General features: G+C 63.0%; 18 protein-coding genes. 6 read left to right on the top strand and 12 right to left on the bottom strand.

Annotated features, from left to right (window positions below):
- Positions 1-9: 9 nt before the first annotated feature.
- The 7 genes from HX899_RS18380 to HX899_RS18410 all read right to left on the bottom strand — a co-directional run bounded on the left by HX899_RS18380 (position 10) and on the right by HX899_RS18410 (position 8,939).
- The gene (locus HX899_RS18380) at positions 10-465 is read right to left on the bottom strand and encodes a PTS sugar transporter subunit IIA (protein WP_171598042.1); all 456 of its coding nucleotides are present in this window, start codon (positions 463-465) and stop codon (positions 10-12) included.
- Positions 466-522: 57 nt separating this feature from the next.
- Positions 523-1,215: a response regulator transcription factor gene (locus tag HX899_RS18385; RefSeq protein WP_181293032.1), complete on the bottom strand. Its 693-nt coding sequence runs from the start codon at positions 1,213-1,215 to the stop codon at positions 523-525.
- The gene (locus HX899_RS18390; protein ID WP_181293033.1) at positions 1,212-3,920 is read right to left on the bottom strand and encodes a sensor histidine kinase KdpD; all 2,709 of its coding nucleotides are present in this window, start codon (positions 3,918-3,920) and stop codon (positions 1,212-1,214) included. Before HX899_RS18390 ends, HX899_RS18385 begins: the two co-directional genes overlap by 4 nt.
- Before the next feature lie 292 nt (positions 3,921-4,212).
- Positions 4,213-4,782, bottom strand: coding sequence for a potassium-transporting ATPase subunit KdpC (kdpC, locus tag HX899_RS18395; protein WP_181293034.1), 570 nt, complete (start codon positions 4,780-4,782; stop codon positions 4,213-4,215).
- Positions 4,783-4,806: 24 nt separating this feature from the next.
- On the bottom strand, positions 4,807-6,867 hold the full coding sequence (gene kdpB / locus HX899_RS18400; protein WP_171598038.1) for a potassium-transporting ATPase subunit KdpB: 2,061 nt from the start codon (positions 6,865-6,867) through the stop codon (positions 4,807-4,809).
- 209 nt (positions 6,868-7,076) lie between these two features.
- Positions 7,077-8,780: a potassium-transporting ATPase subunit KdpA gene (gene kdpA, locus HX899_RS18405; RefSeq protein ID WP_181293035.1), complete on the bottom strand. Its 1,704-nt coding sequence runs from the start codon at positions 8,778-8,780 to the stop codon at positions 7,077-7,079.
- A gap of 69 nt (positions 8,781-8,849) precedes the next feature.
- The gene (locus HX899_RS18410) at positions 8,850-8,939 is read right to left on the bottom strand and encodes a K(+)-transporting ATPase subunit F (protein ID WP_181293036.1); all 90 of its coding nucleotides are present in this window, start codon (positions 8,937-8,939) and stop codon (positions 8,850-8,852) included.
- A gap of 96 nt (positions 8,940-9,035) precedes the next feature.
- On the opposite strand from HX899_RS18410, the gene HX899_RS18415 reads away from it, so the two are divergent.
- Together HX899_RS18415 and HX899_RS18420 are read left to right on the top strand one after the other, a co-directional pair.
- The gene (locus tag HX899_RS18415; protein WP_246697135.1) at positions 9,036-9,212 is read left to right on the top strand and encodes a hypothetical protein; all 177 of its coding nucleotides are present in this window, start codon (positions 9,036-9,038) and stop codon (positions 9,210-9,212) included.
- A 218-nt stretch (positions 9,213-9,430) separates the two neighbouring features.
- Positions 9,431-10,474 (top strand): NAD(P)-dependent alcohol dehydrogenase, encoded by a 1,044-nt coding sequence (locus tag HX899_RS18420; RefSeq protein WP_138331342.1) that lies wholly within the window; start codon positions 9,431-9,433, stop codon positions 10,472-10,474.
- A gap of 126 nt (positions 10,475-10,600) precedes the next feature.
- On the opposite strand, the gene HX899_RS18425 is transcribed toward HX899_RS18420, so the two are convergent.
- From HX899_RS18425 to HX899_RS18440, 4 genes are all read right to left on the bottom strand, one after another.
- Positions 10,601-11,170 (bottom strand): DedA family protein, encoded by a 570-nt coding sequence (locus tag HX899_RS18425; RefSeq protein ID WP_138331343.1) that lies wholly within the window; start codon positions 11,168-11,170, stop codon positions 10,601-10,603.
- 30 nt (positions 11,171-11,200) lie between these two features.
- Positions 11,201-12,562 carry an FAD-containing oxidoreductase gene (locus tag HX899_RS18430; protein ID WP_181293037.1) on the bottom strand — a complete coding sequence of 454 codons (1,362 nt, stop codon included), beginning with the start codon at positions 12,560-12,562 and terminating at the stop codon, positions 11,201-11,203.
- Positions 12,559-13,020, bottom strand: a complete 462-nt coding sequence (locus HX899_RS18435; RefSeq protein ID WP_138331345.1) for a DUF4126 family protein — start codon at positions 13,018-13,020, stop codon at positions 12,559-12,561. The genes HX899_RS18430 and HX899_RS18435 overlap by 4 nt, the downstream gene beginning before the upstream one ends.
- A 90-nt stretch (positions 13,021-13,110) precedes the next feature.
- Entirely contained in the window at positions 13,111-14,298 is a 1,188-nt protein-coding gene (locus HX899_RS18440; RefSeq protein WP_138389684.1) for an acyl-CoA dehydrogenase, read from the bottom strand.
- Positions 14,299-14,473: 175 nt separating this feature from the next.
- On the opposite strand from HX899_RS18440, the gene HX899_RS18445 reads away from it, so the two are divergent.
- Positions 14,474-14,812, top strand: a complete 339-nt coding sequence (locus tag HX899_RS18445) for a cupin domain-containing protein (protein WP_138331347.1) — start codon at positions 14,474-14,476, stop codon at positions 14,810-14,812.
- Positions 14,813-14,865: 53 nt separating this feature from the next.
- Here HX899_RS18445 and HX899_RS18450 read toward each other — a convergent pair whose 3' ends face one another.
- Complete coding sequence (locus HX899_RS18450) at positions 14,866-15,819, bottom strand: LysR family transcriptional regulator (protein WP_138331348.1); 954 nt, start codon at positions 15,817-15,819, stop codon at positions 14,866-14,868.
- A gap of 174 nt (positions 15,820-15,993) precedes the next feature.
- Here HX899_RS18450 and HX899_RS18455 point away from each other — a divergent pair, with 174 nt between their 5' ends.
- The 3 genes from HX899_RS18455 to HX899_RS18465 are packed head-to-tail and all read left to right on the top strand — an operon-like array spanning position 15,994 to position 18,688.
- Positions 15,994-17,199 (top strand): ABC transporter substrate-binding protein, encoded by a 1,206-nt coding sequence (locus HX899_RS18455; RefSeq protein WP_138331349.1) that lies wholly within the window; start codon positions 15,994-15,996, stop codon positions 17,197-17,199.
- Positions 17,200-17,204: 5 nt separating this feature from the next.
- Positions 17,205-17,987: an ABC transporter ATP-binding protein gene (locus HX899_RS18460; RefSeq protein WP_138331350.1), complete on the top strand. Its 783-nt coding sequence runs from the start codon at positions 17,205-17,207 to the stop codon at positions 17,985-17,987.
- Positions 17,987-18,688: an ABC transporter ATP-binding protein gene (locus HX899_RS18465; RefSeq protein ID WP_181293038.1), complete on the top strand. Its 702-nt coding sequence runs from the start codon at positions 17,987-17,989 to the stop codon at positions 18,686-18,688. The genes HX899_RS18460 and HX899_RS18465 overlap by 1 nt, the downstream gene beginning before the upstream one ends.

Genomic DNA, 18,688 nt, shown 5'->3' on the forward strand with positions numbered 1-18,688 from the left:
AATTTGGACTCACACCCGTGAATCGGCGATGAAATCGGAATAGAATTCGTCGACCGTTCTTGCCTTGCGCATGGCGACAAGCGCGCCGTCCGACTGCAGCCGCCTGGCGATGGCGGAAAGCACGTTCAGATATTCGCCGCGATTGTTTTCCCCGAAGAGCAGCACGAAGGCGATGTCGGTCGGGATATCGTCGATCGCCTCGAAATCCAGCGGCTGGGCGAAGCGGAGGAGCAGGCCGCGCGGGCTGGTCATGCCGTCGATCGCCGCATGCGGGATGGCGATGCCGTTGCCGATCCCCGTCGAGCCGAGCTTCTCACGCGCTTCCAGCGCCTTCAGGATGGTCTGGCCGTCGACCGAGAAAGCCTTGGCGGCCTTGTCGGCTATGGTCTGCAGCGCGCGCCATTTGGTCTGCACCGACACGCCGATGAAGGTGTGTTCCGGGCGGATGATGTTGGGAAGGTTCATGTCATTCTCGATGCTGTTCGGGCTCGATACTGTTCGGGCAGCAGGAGGGAAGGGACGTCAGTCCGGTTCCCTGAGCCGGTAGCCGACGCCGGTCTCCGTGGTGATATAGTGCGGCTGGTCCGGAATCTGCTCGATTTTTTGCCGCAGCTGCCGGACATAAACGCGCAGATACTGCACATCAGCCGCCGGCCCCCATATCTGCTTTAGAAGAAACTGGTGTGTCAGCACCTTGCCGGCATGCTGGGCGAGCACGCGCAGGATGTCGTATTCCTTCGGCGACAGCTTTATTTCCGTGCCGTCGACCTTGACGATGCGCTTGACGAGATCGATCGACAGCCCGCCGGTCTGGAAGATCGCCTTTTCCCCCTGCTGCTGCAGGCGGTGGCGCAACGCCACGCGGATGCGGGCGCCGAGCTCGTTGATGCCGAAAGGCTTGGTGACGTAATCGTCGGCGCCGCTTTCCAGCGCCTTGACGATACCGGCCTCGTCGGTGCGGCTGGAGAGAATGACGACCGGCATGGAAAGCCCTTCGTCGCGCCACTCCTGCAGCAGGTCGTGGCCTGATGTGTCGGGCAGGCCGAGGTCGAGCACGATGAGGTCGGGCATGACGTCGGCGACCGACTGACGGGCAGCACTGGCGTTCGGCGCTTCCTGCACCTCGTAGCCCTGCGCGGTCAGGCCGACGCGGAGCAGCTTGCGGATCGGAGGCTCGTCGTCGACGACAAGGATTTTGACGGCTGAACCGGTCATCTGAGTTCATCCAGTTTCGGAATGTCGGTGGGTTTCGGCAGACGGATGGTGAAGACGGCGCCCGGATGGCCCGTCCGGTTGCCGGCGGTGATCGTGCCGCCCATCGCTTCGATGAAACCGCGGCAGATGGAAAGGCCAAGCCCGGTGCCAGCGCGTACCTGATCGCCCTTGCGCACGCGGTAGAAGGTGTCGAAGACGCGGGTGAGATCGGCCGGCGGGATGCCCGGGCCTTCGTCCGAGACCTGCACGATGACGTTGTCGGCATCGGCCCAGCCGCCGATATGGATCACCGATCCGTCGGGCGCGTATTTCGCGGCATTGTCGAGCAGGTTGAAGATCACCTGCTCGAACAGGACAGGATCGACGCGCACCATCGGCAGGTCGGCGGGAATGCTCATCTCGGCCTTGTGGCGATCGAGGATCTTTGCGGCACGGCGCAGCGCGCTGCCGACGATGTCGCCGGCATAATGCAGCGCGTGGTTCGGCTCCATCGCGCCGGATTCGATCTTGGTCATGTCGAGCAGGTTGGCGATGAAACGGTTGAGGCGTTCGGATTCATCGACGACGGTCGACAGCAGGTCGCTGCGATCCTCCTCCGGCATCGAGGCGAAATAATCGCGTAGCGTGCCGGCGGCGCCGAGGATGGCGGCAAGCGGGGTCTTCAGGTCGTGCGAAATCGACGTGAGCAGGGCCGAGCGCAACCGGTCGGCTTCGGCCGCAAGTCTTGCCCGGTCGACATCGGCGACAAGCTGGATGCGTTCGATGGCAAGGGCCGCCTGGTCGGCGAGCGCATCGAGCAGCCGTTGTTGCTCCGGCGTCAGCAGCGGTCCGTCGCGGCGGTCGCTGTCGAGGCCGATGACGCCGACCGCGGTGCGCCCGGTTCGGAGCGGCACATAGAGGCGTTTGGCGCCGGGCAGGGTATCGGCGCCGCGGCCGGCGGCGTGATTGTGCTCCCAGGCCCAGCGGGCGGCGGCGATATCGGCATCGTCGAGCGTATCATCAGGGGGATAACCGGCCTTGACGGCGATGCTGCCCTCTTCCGGCAGCAGCAGCACGACGCGGACCTTCAGCATCGAGGCGAGCTGGAAGGCGGTCGCCCAGAGCACATCGTCGAGCGTGCCGGTGCCGGCAAGCTTTTTCGAGAAGAGATAAAGGTCTTCCGTCGTGCGCGCCCGCTGGCGGGCGGCGGCGGCCTGGCGCTGCACAGTTGCAGTCAGGTTGCTGGCGATGATGGCGACACCCAGGAAGAAGAAGAGCGCAAGCACGCTTTCCGGATCGCTGATCGTCAGCGTGTAGCGCGGCGGCAGGAAGAAGAAGTTGAAGGACAGCGCGCTGAGGATGCAGCTGTAAAGGGCCGGTCGCAGGCCGTGGACGACGGCAGAGGTCAGCACCGCCATCAGGAAGACGAGGGCGAGGTTGCGCACGTCGAGCACCTGGTCGAGCACGACGCCGACGCCGAGCGCGATGGCGACATAAAAGGTTGCCAGCAGGTAGGCTCTGAAATCCAGTGGCGGCGCGGTGGCGGCCGCCCTGACGCCGCGCGCGGTGGTGCCGTCCTTCTCGCTGCCGGAAATGACATGGACGCTGATCTCGCCGGTCTTGCGGATCAGCTCGTCAGTGATCGAGCGGCTCCACCAGTCGCGCCATGTCGGCTTCTTCGGGGCGCCGATGACGATATGGGTGACATTGTTGGCGGTGGCGTGACGGACGAGCTCTTCGGCGACTTCCCGGCCGGGGATGGTGATCGCCTCGCCGCCGAGTTGCTCGGCAAGGCGCAGCGTGGCGGCGACGATATCGCGCTCGGCTTCGGTCAGATTGATCGAGCGGTTGGTCTCGATATAGACGGCAGCCCAGGGTGCGCGCAGCCGCGAGGCCATGCGGGCGGCATAACGCACCAGCGAGGCGGAGCGCGGATGGTGATCGACCGAGACGAGAACGCGTTCGCCCGCCGCCCAGGGGCCTGATATGGCATGAGCCTGCATATGCGTGAGCAACTGGTCGTCGACGCGCTGGGCGGTCCTGCGCAGCGCAAGTTCTCTGAGCGCCGTCAGGTTGCCCGGCGTGAAGTAGTTGGTCAGCGCCCGCTCGGCGGTGCGCGGCATGTAGACCTTGCCGTCATGCAGGCGCTTGATCAGATCATCCGGCGTCAGGTCTATGATCTCGACGTCATCGGCAAGGTCGATGATCGAGTCCGGTACCGTCTCGCGCACACGGATGCGGGTGATCTGCGAGACGACGTCGTTCAGGCTTTCGACATGCTGGATGTTCAGCGTCGTATAGACATCGATGCCGCGATCGAGCAATTCCTTGACGTCGAGATAGCGCTTCGGATGGCGGCTGCCCTCGGCATTGGTATGGGCGAGTTCGTCGACCAGCACGAGATCAGGCCGGCGGGCAAGGATGCCGTCGAGGTCCATTTCTTCAAGCGCCCGGCCCTTGTAGCTGATTTCGACACGAGGGATGATCTCGAAGCCGGTGAGGAGCGCTTCGGTTTCCTTGCGGCCATGAGTCTCGACGACGCCGATGATGACATCGAGACCGTCGGCGATCTTGGCACGGCCGGAGACGAGCATCTCGTAGGTCTTGCCGACGCCGGGGGCGGCACCCAGAAAGATCTTCAGACGGCCGCGCGTTTCAGCCCGGGCTTTTTCGAGAAGCGCATCGGGCGATGGCCTGCCGGCCTGATCGCGGTTGTCGTCTGGCATGCGTATGGTCTTTCTGCAGATGGCTGCCGAGGACGGGCGCTATGTCTGCCCAGTTCCTCGTCAAGTCAGTTTGGTTTGGCTGGCGGATGGTATTCCTGACATGGCGTTTGTGCCGTGAATGGCTTCTTCCGCCTTCCCTCTCTCCGTCATGCTCGGGCTTGACCCGAGCATCCACACCGCATCCTTCGACGGCCGTGGCATGGATCCTCGGCACAAGGCCGAGGATGACGGAGAGCAGGGTTGGCTTTCTCGCCGAACTCGCCCTAGCGAAACAGAAGCCGCGACCACACTTTTACTCAGTCATAGAAGCATCAAGGGTCTGGTTCAACGCCAGAACATTGACTGTAGGTTCGCCGAGAATGCCGAGCTCGCGGTCTTGAACGGCGCCGTCGACCAGTGCCTTGACCTTGGCCTCATCCAGGCTTCGCGCCTTGGCGACGCGCGCCACCTGGAAATAGGCGGCCTCCGGCGAGATGTGGGGATCGAGGCCGCTGCCCGAAGCGGTGACGAGGTCGGCGGGCACCTCCGCGTTCGGGTTTGCCGCCTTGGCGGCCTCATAGTCGCCCTTGACCCGGTCGATCAGCTTCTGGCTGGTCGGGCCGAGGTTGGAGCCGCTGGAGGCGGCGGCATTGTAGCCGTCGCCGGCGGCCGAGGGGCGGCCGTGGAAATATTTGTCGCTGGTGAAGGCCTGGCCGATCAGCGTCGAGCCGATCACCTGGCCGTTCTTCTCGATCAGGCTGCCGTTCGCCTGGGTCGGGAAGAGGGCCTGGGCGGCACCGGTCATGGCGAGCGGATAAAGCAGGCCGGTGATGGCGGTGGTGGCAACGATCATGACGACCGCCGGACGAAGTTCTTTCAACATTGTCTTACTCCTTCGAATGTTCAGTTAGGCAAGGCCGAGGGCAGCGACAGCCATGTCGATCGCTTTGATGCCGATGAAGGGGACGATGATGCCGCCGACGCCGTAGATCAGCAGGTTGCGCGACAGTAGCGCGCCGGCGCCGGTCGGACGGTAGCGCACACCCTTCAGCGACAGCGGGATCAGCGCGATGATGATCAGCGCGTTGAAGATGATCGCCGACAGGATGGCGCTTTGCGGCGTCGAAAGCCCCATGATGTTGAGCACGCCGAGCTGCGGGTAGAAGGTCAGGAACATCGCCGGGATGATGGCGAAATACTTGGCGATGTCGTTGGCGATCGAGAAGGTCGTCAGCGCGCCGCGAGTCATCAACAACTGCTTGCCGATCTCGACGATCTCGATGAGCTTCGTCGGATCGCTATCGAGATCGACCATGTTGCCGGCCTCGCGGGCAGCGACCGTGCCGGTGTTCATGGCAACGCCGACATCGGCCTGGGCAAGTGCGGGCGCGTCGTTGGTGCCGTCGCCGCACATGGCGACGAGCTTGCCCTTCGACTGTTCCTCGCGCATCAGCGCCAGCTTCATCTCCGGCGTTGCCTGGGCGAGGAAGTCGTCGACGCCGGCCTCGGCGGCGATGGCGGCTGCCGTCAGCGGGTTGTCGCCTGTGATCATCACGGTGCGGATGCCCATCCGGCGAAGCTCGGTGAAGCGCTCGCGGATGCCGCCCTTGACGATGTCCTTCAGCTGGATGACGCCGAGCAGCTTGCCGTCGCGGGCAACGGCGAGCGGCGTACCGCCAGCCTTGGCGACCTCGTCGGCGATCGACTGCAGTTCGCGCACGACCTCGCTGCCGTTTTTAGAGGATGGGTCGCCGTTGACATAGGCCAGCACGGCATCGACCGCGCCCTTGCGGATCGAGGCGCCTTCGAGATCGACGCCGCTCATGCGGGTCTGGGCGGTGAAGGGCACGAAGGTCGCCTTGAGGCTTGCCATGTCGCGGCCGCGGATCGCATATTTCTCCTTGGCAAGTACGACGATGGAGCGGCCTTCCGGCGTTTCGTCGGCAAGCGAGGCGAGCTGAGCGGCGTCGGCGAGATCCTGTTCGGACACGCCGCGAACCGGGCGGAATGTCGTCGCCTGGCGATTGCCGAGCGTGATCGTGCCCGTCTTGTCGAGCAGCAGCGTGTCGACGTCGCCGGCGGCTTCGACCGCGCGGCCGGACATGGCGAGCACGTTGAAGCGGACGAGGCGGTCCATGCCGGCGATGCCGATTGCTGAGAGCAGCGCGCCGATCGTCGTCGGGATCAGAGTGACGAAGAGGGCGACGAGCACGATGATCGGGATCGAACCGCCGGCATAGATGGCAAAGCTCGGGATCGTCGCCGTCGCAAGCACGAAGATCAGCGTCATGCCGGCAAGCAGGATGTTGAGCGCGATCTCGTTCGGCGTCTTCTGGCGCTCCGCACCTTCGACGAGCGCAATCATCCGGTCGAGGAAGGTCGAGCCGGCAGCGGCGGTGATGCGCACGCGGATCCAGTCGGAAAGCACCTGCGTGCCGCCGGTCACGGCCGAGCGATCGCCGCCGGATTCGCGGATAACAGGGGCGGATTCGCCTGTTATCGCCGCTTCATTGACGGAGGCCACACCTTCGATGACTTCACCGTCCGACGGGATGATATCGCCGGCCTCGACGAGCACGAGATCACCGACCTTGAGGCTGGTGCCCGGCACCATGCGGTAGCCGCTGCCGTTATTGGCGGTGAGCAGCTTGGCCTGGGTTTCGGTGCGCGCCTTGCGCAGCGAATCGGCCTGCGCCTTGCCGCGGCCTTCGGCGACGGCTTCGGCGAAATTGGCAAACAGCACGGTGAACCAGAGCCAGAGATTGATCTGGAACGAGAAGCCGAGATTGCCGTTGCCCGCCACCAGATCGCGTAGGAAGAGAACGGTGGTCAGCACCGAGACCGTGGCCACGACGAACATGACCGGGTTTCTGGCAAGCGCGCGGGGGTTGAGCTTCTTGAAAGCGGCCCCCACGGCCGGAATGAGGATGCGAGAATCCATGACGCTCGCGGATTTTGCCTGGCTCATAAGAGACTCCAGCTTTGAAACGAGGATGGCGAACCGGCAGCCGGTCAGCCCTGTAAGATTTTGAAGATGGCGGCGATGACGAGGAGGCCTGCCATCATCACCAGGATGATGTCGGAGGCTTGGGGTCTCGGGCCATTCCCTCGTCCCGGCGCACCGGAACGAGGGTGGAAGGCGTTGCGAAGCCTGTGACGGAGGATCATGACATCACCTCAGAAGGTCTGGCCGGCGATCATGACCAGGTGCTCGACGACGGGGCCGAGCGCCAAGGCCGGGAAGAAGGTCAGGCCGCCGACGATCAGGATCGTGCCGACAAGCAGGCCGACGAAGAGCGGACCGTCCGTCGGGAAGGTGCCGGCCGAGGCCGGAACTGTCTTCTTGGCGATCAGCGAGCCGGCGATGGCAAGGGCCGGGATGATGACCAGGAAGCGCCCGGCGAGCATGCCGATGCCGAGTGTCACGTTGTACCAGGGCGTATTGCCCGTCAGGCCGCCGAAAGCCGAGCCGTTGTTGGCCGCAGCCGAGGTATAGGCGTAGAGGATTTCGGAGAAGCCGTGCGGGCCGGCAGTGCCGATAGAGGCGACGGCGGAAGGCAGCACCGTGGCGATCGCGGTGAAGACCAACATGGCGAGCGGCAGGCAGAGGATGGCGAGAACGGCCATCTTCATTTCCTTCGCCTCGATCTTCTTGCCGAGATATTCCGGCGTGCGGCCGACCATCAGGCCGGCGACGAAGACGGCGACGATGATGAACAGCAGGATGCCGTAGAAACCCGCGCCGACACCGCCGACGATGACTTCGCCGAGCTGCATGTTGATCAGCGGAACGAGGCCGCCGAGTGCGGTGAAGCTGCCGTGCATCGCATTGACCGCTCCGCACGAGGCCGCCGTGGTGATGACCGCAAAGAGTGAGGATAGGGCGACGCCGAAGCGGACTTCCTTGCCTTCCATATTGCCGCCGCCAAGACCAAAGGCATGCATCAGCGGGTTGCCGGCGGCTTCTGCCCAATAGGTGACACCGACACCGACGGTGAACAGGATGCCCATCGTGGCAAGGATCGCCCAGCCCTGGCGCTGATTGCCGACCATGCGGCCGAAAACATTGGTGAGGGCCGCACCGATTGCGAAGATCGAGACCATCTGGATGAGGTTGGAGATCGCATCGGGGTTTTCGAACGGATGGGCGGAATTGGCGTTGAAGAAGCCGCCGCCGTTGGTGCCGAGCATCTTGATCGCAAGTTGCGAGGCGACGGGACCGACGGCGATCGTCTGCTGTGCGCCTTCGAGCGTCGTCGCATTGACGTAGGGGCCAAGCGTCTGCGGCACGCCGAGATAGACGAAGACCAGTGTCAGCACGATGCAGATCGGCAGCAGCACATAGAAGGTGGCCCTGGTCATATCGACCCAGAAATTGCCGACGGCCTTGCCCGAAGCGCGCGAGAAGGCGCGGATGAAGGCGAGCGCGATGGCGATGCCGGTCGCCGCAGAGGCGAAGTTCTGAACCGTGAAGCCGGCCATCTGGGTCAGATAGGACATTGTGCTTTCGCCGCCGTAATTCTGCCAGTTGGTATTGCTGACGAAGCTGACGGCGGTGTTGAAGGAAAGCTCGGGCGGGACGGCTGCCATTCCGGCTGGATTATAGGGAAGGCCGGCCTGCAGGCGTTGCAGCGCGTAAAGCACGATGACGCCGAGCAGGCTGAACATCAGCATGGCGAAGGCATAGGAGGTCCAATGCTGCTCCTCGCCTTCGCTGGTGCCGGCAATGCGGTAAAGCCCCCGTTCGATAGGAACGAGGACCGGTGACAGGAAAGTGCGCTCGCCGTTGAAGACACGCGTCATGTAACCGCCGAGCGGTTTGACGAGCACAAGGACGATCCCGCAGTAAAGCAGGATCTGAAGCCATCCGTTGAGGGTCATTTGGGGTAACTTTCAATACCCGGCTGCTTCTCGGTCGCGCATGCGCGACCTCAGAAGCGCCAGTTCCTTTTAGAAGCGTTCCGGGCGAAGGAGAGCGTAGGTGAGGTAAACTGTGAGAAACACGGTTACGGCACCGCTCAAGACATAATCGAAGGTCATCGTCGGTTCTCCTGTCAAAGCCTGTCGCAGGCTCGGGTGTAGGCAAAGCACAGCGCGAAGAATATGATCGCGGTGCCGAGTAGAATGATATCCATCATGATCGTGACTCCTGTTGTTCTTGTTGGAGTCAGACAAGACAAAGGGCGCTGGGAGGCCGCCTTTCATGCTTTCTGGCGTGGAGATGATCTTTTCGATCTCTCGGCCATCAATATGGAGCCGAAGGGCATAAAGGTTCGAGACGGACGACAGGCCATCAATATAAAAATCTTATAAATGCCGTTACGCGGCCGCTCGCCATCGGACCAGGCTGGCGAGTTTCGGACGGGCCTCGGCAGGGCTCTGAACCTCCGGCAGATCTGCTTGAGCATTTTTTCACTTGTTGAGCAAAAGCCATCGCAATCCGGTTGAATTGGGAAGGCTTCGGGCCTTATAGTCGGCTTCGACGCTGCCCGATGGAGTCATGGGCAAGCCATTAGGGAAGGAAACCGACGATGACCAAAGTCCGTGCGCTTGTCCTCGAGCGCCAGCATGAGCTTGCGCTTCGCGATATCGATCTGCCGCTTGAAACCGGCCCTGGCGAGGTGAAGATCAGGATCCACACGGTTGGCGTGTGCGGTTCGGACGTGCATTATTACACCCACGGCAAGATCGGCCCCTTCGTCGTCAACGCGCCGATGGTGCTCGGCCACGAGGCGGCGGGCACGGTGATCGAGGTCGGGGCCGGCGTCACGCATCTCAAAGTCGGCGACCGCGTCTGCATGGAGCCCGGCATTCCCGACCCGAATTCCAAGGCAAGCCGGCTCGGCATGTACAATATCGACCCGGCAGTCACCTTCTGGGCGACCCCGCCGATCCACGGCGTGCTGACGCCCGAGGTCGTGCATCCCGCCAACTACACCTTCAAGCTGCCCGACAATGTCAGCTTTGCCGAAGGCGCCATGGTCGAACCCTTCGCCGTCGGCATGCAGGCGGCCACCAAGGCGAAGATTACGCCGGGTGATACTGCCGTCGTCCTCGGCGCTGGGCCGATCGGCACTATGGTGGCGATCGCGGCGCTTGCCGGCGGCTGCGCCCGCGCGATCGTCGCCGATCTTGCCCAGCCGAAGCTCGATATCGCCGCACAGTACCAAGGCGTCATTCCGGTGAATATCCGCGAGAAGAACCTGGCCGAAGAGGTTGCCCGGCTGACCGACGGCTGGGGCGCCGATGTCGTCTTCGAATGCTCCGGCTCGCCGAAGGCCTGGGAGACCATCATGGCGCTGCCGCGCCCGGGCGGCGTCATCGTCGTCGTCGGCCTGCCGGTCAACCCGATCGGCTTCGACGTCTCGACGGCATCCACCAAGGAAATCCGCATCGAGACGGTGTTCCGCTACGCGCACCAGTATGAGCGCTCGATCGCGCTGCTCGGCTCGGGAAGAGTGGATCTGAAGCCGCTGATTTCCGAGACCTTTAAGTTCGAAGATTCGATCAAGGCATTTGATCGCGCCGTTGAGGCGCGGCCGAGCGACGTGAAGCTGCAGATCGTGATGGACTAGAGCATGATGCCGAAAAGTGTGATCGGTTTTCGGACAACATCATGCTCCAATTATATAAATTTAGAACAGGATTCAGATTTTAGGCCGACCCGGCCTAAAATCATCCTGTTCTAGGACGCCATACGGCTATGAGTGCCTGGCACTCAGTTTTATCTTCCGAAAGGCAAGAGCCGCGCCTGCAACGACAGCCGCGGCTCCGACTGCGATCAGCAGATGACGATGAAGGGGAAGGTGGCCCAATGTCTGTTGGATGCCGTGCCCGAAGAGATAACCGAGCGCCGTGAAAAGCTGCCCCCACACCAGCGCGGCCACGGCATTCAGGATGATGAATTTGCCGGTCGGTATTCGCGTCGTCCCGATGACGATCGGGCTGATCGTCCGCAACCCCACAAGAAAACGAAACGCAAGGATGAAGCCGGTCGGATATCTTTCCAGAAGCCGGGTTACGCGCGCCAGCGCCGGTGTTTCCATCAGCCGCCGGACCAGCCCCCATCGCGCCGCATAACGGCCGGCGAAGAACCAGAACTGATCGCCGGCGAAGGAGCCCGCCGTTGCCGCGAGCGACGCCGACCAATAGGTCAGCAGCCCGCGGTGAGAAATCACGCCGCCGAGGAAGGCAGCTGTTTCGCCTTCGAAGGCTGCGCCCAGAAATATCGCCAGCAGGCCGTAGTGCTCGATCAGCAGTTCGATAGACACGCAGCTGTCCTCGGCCCGGGGTTTCTACAGCTAAACCGGCTTCAAATCCCCAAGCAGCGTCGGGATCAGCTCCGACACCGTCGGATGGATCGGCACCGACCATTGCAAGGCGGGATAGGTTGTTCCTGCATTCATCGCGTCTATGATGCCGTGGATCACCTCGTCGCCCTCGATACCGAGGATCGCCGCACCGAGGATTTTTTTGGTCTCGGCGTCGGCGATCACCTTCATGAAGCCCTTGGTCTCGCCGCGCTCGTTGGCGCGGCCGACGCGGCTCATCGGCCGGGTCGAGATCATGATTCTTCGTCCCGAGGCGCGCGCCTGCTTCTCCGTCATGCCGACACGGCCAAGCGGCGGGTCGATATAGAGCGCATAGGCCGGGATACGGCTCGACACCTTGCGATCGTCGCCGTCGAGCAGATTGGCGGCGGCGATCTCGAAATCATTGTACGAGGTGTGGGTGAAGGCGCCGTGGCCGTTGCAATCGCCAAGCGCCCAGATGCCGTCGACATTGGTGACAAGCCTGTCGTCGACGGTAATGAAGCCGCGTCCGTCGGTGATGACGCCGGCGGCATCGAGGCCGAGATCGTCGGTGTTCGGCTTGCGGCCGGTGGCAATCAGCACATGGCTCGCATCGATCCTCGCTGAATCGGTGGCGACCGTTATTCCGTCGCTGCTCTTGGCAAAGGCGATGTCGCTGACGCCGGTATGAATGTCGATGCCCTCCGAGCGCAGGACATCGGCGATCGCGTCGGATATATCCTCGTCCTCGCGCGACGCGAGCTTCGGGCCGTGCTCGATGACGCTGACTTCGGCGCCGAAGCGGCGATACATCTGTGCGAATTCCAGCCCGATATAACTGCCGCCGATCACGGCCAGATGCCGTGGCAGCGTGTCGAGATGGATGATCGAGGTGCTGGTGAGGTAATCAATATCGTTGATCCCAGGCAGGTCGGGGATGACCGGCCGCGCTCCGACATTGAGGAAGATGCGCGGCGCAGTCAGCGTCTCGCCGTTGACGCTGACGGTCTTTGGGTCCTCGAAACGGGCATGGCCGTAGATCACGGTCATGCCGTCCATGCCGGCGAACCAGCCGATCAGGCCGTTGCGGGCGTTCATGGTCACGGTTTCGGCGCGCGCCCTGACCACCTTCATGTCGATGGCGATCTCGCCAGGGATATTGACGCCGTAAGCAGCGCCGTTTCTTGCGACATGAGCGGCGCGGGCGCTGGCGACCAGTGTCTTCGTCGGCATGCAGCCGGCATTGACGCAGGTGCCGCCGAGGAACTTGCGTTCGATCAGCGCCACCTTCATGCCCTTTTCGACCATCCTGGCGGCAAGAAAGGGGCCGGCCTGACCGGCGCCGATAACGATGGCGTCGAAGCTTTTCATGCGACGGCCCCCACGATCAGCACCGCGCCGATGACGGCGACGGCATCCTCGATGAGAGCGGCCGGCAGATCCTTGCCGAAGGAGGCGGCAAGCCTGCTGCGGATGGCGGCGCCACCATATGTGCCGATGACGGCGCCGATCACGCCGGCGATCAGCCCGCCGAAAAGCAGGCTGCTGGCGGCACCGATCGTGGCGCCGGCCAGCGCGCCCGTGACAATGCGGGCGCCGAATTGCACCGGCACCTTACGCGACGGCGTCGATGGCAGCTGATCGGTGATCAGTTCGACGACGGCGAGAAGCGTGAAGATCCACGGCGTCCATTGGTAACCCATGAAGGCAAGCGGCGTCTGCGAGACATCGAACCATCCAAGTGCTGCGCCCCAGGCGACGGCGGCGGGCGCCGTCATGGCGCGAAGCCCGGCAATGACACCAATCAGCAATGCAAGAAGCAGAAACATGCATGATCCCCCTTTTGCCGGCTCTTGCCGTCGTGAGGGAAGGTTGCACATTGTCAGGCGCGTGGCAATTCGCCCTTTCGCGCCAATGCGCTAGTTCGCAAAAGCGGCAATGCCGGTGATCGCCCGGCCGATGATCAGCGCGTGGATGTCGTGCGTGCCCTCATAGGTGTTGACCACTTCGAGGTTGACGAGATGACGGGCGATGCCGAATTCGTCGGAGATGCCGTTGCCGCCGAGCATGTCGCGGGCCGCGCGCGCGATCTCCAGCGCCTTGCCGCAGCTGTTGCGCTTGAGGATCGAGGTCAGCTCCACCGGCGGATGGCCTTCCTCTTTCATGCGGCCAAGCCGCAGGCAGCCCTGAAGGCCGAGCGAGATTTCCGCCGCCATGTCGGCGAGCTTCTTCTGGATGAGCTGGTTGGCGGCAAGCGGCCGGCCGAACTGCTTGCGCTCGAGCGTGTATTGCCGGGCTCTCGCATAACAATCCTCGGCAGCACCGAGTGCGCCCCAGGCGATGCCGAAGCGGGCCGAGTTGAGGCAGGTGAACGGCCCTTTGAGGCCGGTCACATCAGGCAGAAGGTTTTCCTCAGGCACGAAGACCCCGTCCATCACCACCTCGCCGGTGATCGAAGCGCGCAGGCCCACCTTGCCGTGGATCGCAGGCGCCGAAAGTCCTTTCCAGCCCTTTTCGAGGATGAAGCCGCGGATGAGGCCGTCCTCGGTCTTTGCCCAGACGACGAAAACATCGGCGATCGGCGCGTTGGAGATCCAGGTCTTCGAGCCGGTCAGGCTGTAGCCGCCGTCCACCTTTTTGGCACGTGTTGCCATCGAGCCGGGGTCGGAGCCGTGATCGGGTTCGGTCAGGCCGAAGCAGCCGATCCATTCGCCGGTGGCGAGTTTCGGCAGGTATTTCAGCTTTTGCGCCTCGGAGCCAAAGGTTTCGATTGGCACCATCACGAGCGAGGACTGCACGCTCATCATCGAGCGGTAACCGCTGTCGACCCGCTCGACCTCGCGGGCGATCAGGCCGTAGGCGACGTAACCGAGGCCGGCGCCGCCATAATCGGGCGAGATCGTCGGGCCGAGCAGGCCGAGTTCGCCCATTTCGCGGAAGATCTCGGGATCGGTCTTTTCATTGCGGAAGGCGTCGAGAACACGGGGAGCAAGCTTTTCCTGCGCATAGGCACGGGCGGTGTCCTGCACCATGCGCTCTTCACTGGTCAGCTGCTCCACCAGGCGGAACGGATCGGCCCAGTCGAAAACTTCGCGCGTATGCTGCATGGCCGCGTCTCCTCATCCCGGTTCTGGCTTGCCTCGCTCAAGTTGGCCATAGACCCGCCAGCCGACCGCGTCAACAGAAGGCGGCAGTCTCGAAAAGACCGGCCGCGCCATCTTTTCAAAAGCGTCGGCATGATCCACTTTGCCCGCGATCGATTCTGGAACGAGGAGGCGGAAAATGTCGTCAAGCGATCTGTTCGTATCGGCCGAAGGCGCCGAATGGGTCAATCCCGAGCCCGGCGTCGTCAGGCGCATCATGACATATCTGCCCGAGATGATGCTGGTGGAAGTGGCCTTCGAAAGCGGCGCCGTGGGCGCGGCCCATTCGCATCCGCACATCCAGGCAAGCTACGTCGCCGAAGGCAGTTTCGAAGTGACGATCGATGGCCGGACCGAGGTGCTCAAGCAGGGCGGCAGCTTCATTGTGCCCCCCAATCTGGTGCATGGCGTCAAGGCGCTGGAAAAGGGCCGGCTGATCGATGCATTCACCCCGCACCGGGCCGAATTCCTGAAGTAACCAGAGCATGATGCTGAAAACTGTGAGCGGTTTCGGACGGCATCATGCTCTAATTAAACGTCCGCTCTTGTCCTGCGCGCAGGGCCGGCGGCCGTGACATAGGGCGGCACGAAGCGCGCATCTTCGCCGCGCACCGCCTCGCGCAGGAAATCGATGACGGCGCGCACGCGCGGCGCCTGTTTCAGGTCGCGGTGGCAGGTGATCCAGTAATGGCGCTTGAGGTCGATCTCTTCGGGCAGCACGCGCACCAGTTCGGGATAACGGCTGGCGAAGAAATAGGGCAGGATGCAGAGGCCGAGGCCGTTTCGAGTGGCAGTCAGCTGCGCAAAGATGCTGGAGCTCTGGAACTGCGGCTTGATGCGCGGGTGCACATCGCCGAGATAATCCAGGCCGGGCGCAAAGATCATCTCCTCGATATAGCTGACGAAGGGATGGCTGAGCAGGTCTTCGCGGCAGGTGATCTCAGGCGCCTTCGCCAGATAATCGCGCGAGCCATAGACCTGCAGGTGATAATCCGTCAGCTTCTCGGCGAAATAGGCCCCGCCCTTCGGCTCGTCGAGCACGACGGAAAGATCGGCCTCCTTGCGCGACAGCGACATGATCTGCTGGATCGTCACCAGTTCCAGCGCCAGATGCGGATGCTGGGCGGCAAACTGCGGCAGCACGGTTGCGAAGAAGAAATTGGCAAAACCCTCCGGCGCGCTCAGCCTCACCAGGCCGCGCTGCGCCATCGAGCCGGCGGCAAGATCGGCGCGCAGCCGCTCGGTCTCCTGCTCCATCTTCTCGGCCGTCTCGACAAAGCGCGTGCCCATGGCGGTCAGTACATAGCCGCGCGGATTGCGCTCGAACAGCTTGACCTTGAGCGTGAACTCCAGCCGGTCGATGCGGCGCGAGACGGTGGCATGGCTGGAACGCAGCTGACGGGCCGCCGTCGACAGCTGTCCGGTGCGGGCGACGGCTAGAAAAAACTGCAGATCGTCCCAAGTAAACTGCGGTGGATTGTTCATCGCGATCCTCTCTGTTCAAAAATGAACAGATACTGTTTGGAATTAGTTGTAAATCACCCGTTGCCTCAGGGCGGGATTTCCGTGATCGTAAGGTGAGGGTCCGCCGTCCTGAGGAGTGCGGCTGGCCAAATTTGAACAGATCCGCAATCTGGCCAATCTCTGGGAGGAGATCATATGCGAAAGAATCTCATTGCATCAGTTGCATTTCTGCTTGCGAGCAGCACTGCGGTGCTCGCGCAGAGCGCGACCGACGGCAAGGTCAAGATCGGCATCCTGAACGACCAGTCGGGTGTCTATGCCGATTTCGGCGGCAAGTCCTCCGTCGAAGCCGCCAAGATGGCGGTCGAGGATTTCGGCGGCAAGGTGCTCGACGTTCCGGTCGAGATCGTTGATGCCGACCATCAGAACAAGCCTGATATCGCCTCCAACATCGCCCGCCAGTGGTACGACACCGAACAGGTGGATGCGATCATGGAACTGACGACCTCGTCGGTGGCGCTCGCCGTGCAGGCGATCGGCAAGGAAAAGAAGAAGATCGACATCGTCACGGGTGCTGCGACGACCGATCTCACCGGCAAGGCCTGCTCGCCTTACGGCTTCCATTGGGCCTACGACACCCATGCACTCGCCGTCGGCACCGGCGGCGCGCTCGTCAAGCAGGGCGGCGACAGCTGGTTCTTCCTGACGGCCGACTATGCCTTCGGCTACTCGCTGGAGCAGCAGACCAGCGACTATGTCAAGGCGAGCGGCGGCAAGGTCGTCGGCGCCGTCCGCCATCCGCTGTCCACCCAGGACTTCTCGTCCTTCCTGCTGCAGGCGCAATCATCCGGCGCCAAGGTGATCGGCCTTGCCAATGCCGGCCTCGACACCGCAAACGCCATCAAGCAGGCGGCCGAATTCGGCATCACCCAGGGCGGCCAGCATCTGGCGGCGCTGCTCTTCACGCTCGCCGAAGTCCATGGTCTCGGCCTTGAGGCGGCTCAAGGGTTGACGTTGACGGAAGGCTATTACTGGAATCGCGACGACGAGAGCCGCGCCTTCGCCAAGAAGTTCTTCGCCCGCACCGGCAAGATGCCGAACATGATCCATGCCGGCACCTATTCGGCGGTGACACAATATCTGAAGGCGGTGCAGAAGGCCGGCACCGACGAAACGGAAGCCGTCGCCAAGCAGCTGCATGAAATGCCGGTCGACGACGTCTTCGGCCGCGGCGGCACGGTCGGCGCCAATGGCCGCATGATCCACGACATGTATCTGCTGCAGGTCAAGAAGCCTTCCGAGAGCAAGGAGCCGTGGGATTATTTCAACGTGCTCGCCACCATTCCCGGCAAGGAAGCCTATATCGATCCCGCCAAGAGCGGCTGCGATCTGGTAAAGTAAGCACGATGGCGGTTTCCGCAATTGAAACACAGGAAAAGCCGCGGGTGGTCTTGTCCGCCCGCGGCTTGCGCCGCGATTTCGGCGGCTTCACGGCCGTCAAGAACGTCGATCTCGACGTGCATGACGCCAGCGTGCATGCGCTGATCGGCCCGAACGGCGCCGGCAAGACGACGGTCTTCAACCTGCTGACCAAGTTCCTGCAGCCGACCTCAGGCACCATCAGCCTGATGGGCGTTGACATCACCGGAACGCCGCCCGACAAGGTGGCGCGCATGGGGCTGGTCCGCTCTTTCCAGATCTCGGCGGTCTTCCCGCATCTGACCGTTCTCGACAATGTCCGCGTGGCGTTGCAGCGGCCGAACAATCTTTCCACACAGTTCTGGCGGCCGCTTTCCGCACTCGACCGGCTGAACGAGCGCGCCGAGCAGCTGCTCGCCAGCGTCGGACTGTCCAAGGAGCGCGATCACATCGCCGCCGATCTTTCCTATGGCCGCAAGCGCGTGCTGGAGATCGCCACCACGCTGGCATTGGATCCGAAAGTGCTGCTGCTCGACGAGCCGATGGCCGGCATGGGGCAGGAGGATGTCGGCGTCGTCTCCTCGATCATCCGCGAGGTCGCCCGCGACCGCGCCGTATTGATGGTCGAGCACAATCTCTCCGTCGTCGCCAATATCTGCCAGCATGTCACCGTGCTGCAGCGCGGCGAGATCCTCGCCGAGGGCGACTATGCGACGGTCAGCCAGGACGAGCGTGTGCGTGTGGCCTATATGGGCACGGAGGAGCATTGATGGCCACTCTCCTCGAAGTCCAGGGGCTCAATGCCTGGTACGGCGAAAGCCACGTCCTGCACGGCGTCGACATGCGCGTTGCCGAAGGCGAGACGATCACCATTCTGGGCCGCAACGGCGTCGGCAAGACGACGACGCTGCGCACCATCACCGGCATCGTACGGGCCCGTAAGGGCAAGATCAGCTTTGACGGCAGCGACATGATGCATGTGCCGCTGCATAAGACGGCGCATCGGGGCATCGGCTTCGTGCCGGAGGAGCGCGGCATCTTCTCGACGCTCACCGTTTCGGAAAACCTGCTGCTGCCGCCCGTCGTGGCAGGGGGCGGCATGACGCTCGACGAAATCTACGAGCTTTTCCCCAATCTCTACGAGCGCCGCGCCAGCCCGGGCACCAAACTGTCAGGCGGCGAGCAGCAGATGCTGGCGATCGCCCGAATCCTGCGCACCGGCGTCAGGCTGCTCATTCTCGACGAACCGACGGAAGGGCTTGCCCCCGTTATCGTCCAGCGCATTGGCGAGGTGCTGAAGACGCTGAAGGAGCGCGGCATGACGATCCTGCTCGTCGAGCAGAATTTCCGTTTCGCCAGCCGTATTGCCGATCGCTTCTATCTGATGGATCATGGGCAGATGGTGTCGGAATTCCCGGTCGGTGAACTGCCGCAGCGCATGGATACGCTGCACAAGGTTCTGGGAGTATGA

Source organism: Rhizobium sp. WYCCWR 11146, assembly GCF_013591995.1.
Classification (GTDB): Bacteria; Pseudomonadota; Alphaproteobacteria; order Rhizobiales; family Rhizobiaceae; genus Rhizobium; species Rhizobium indicum.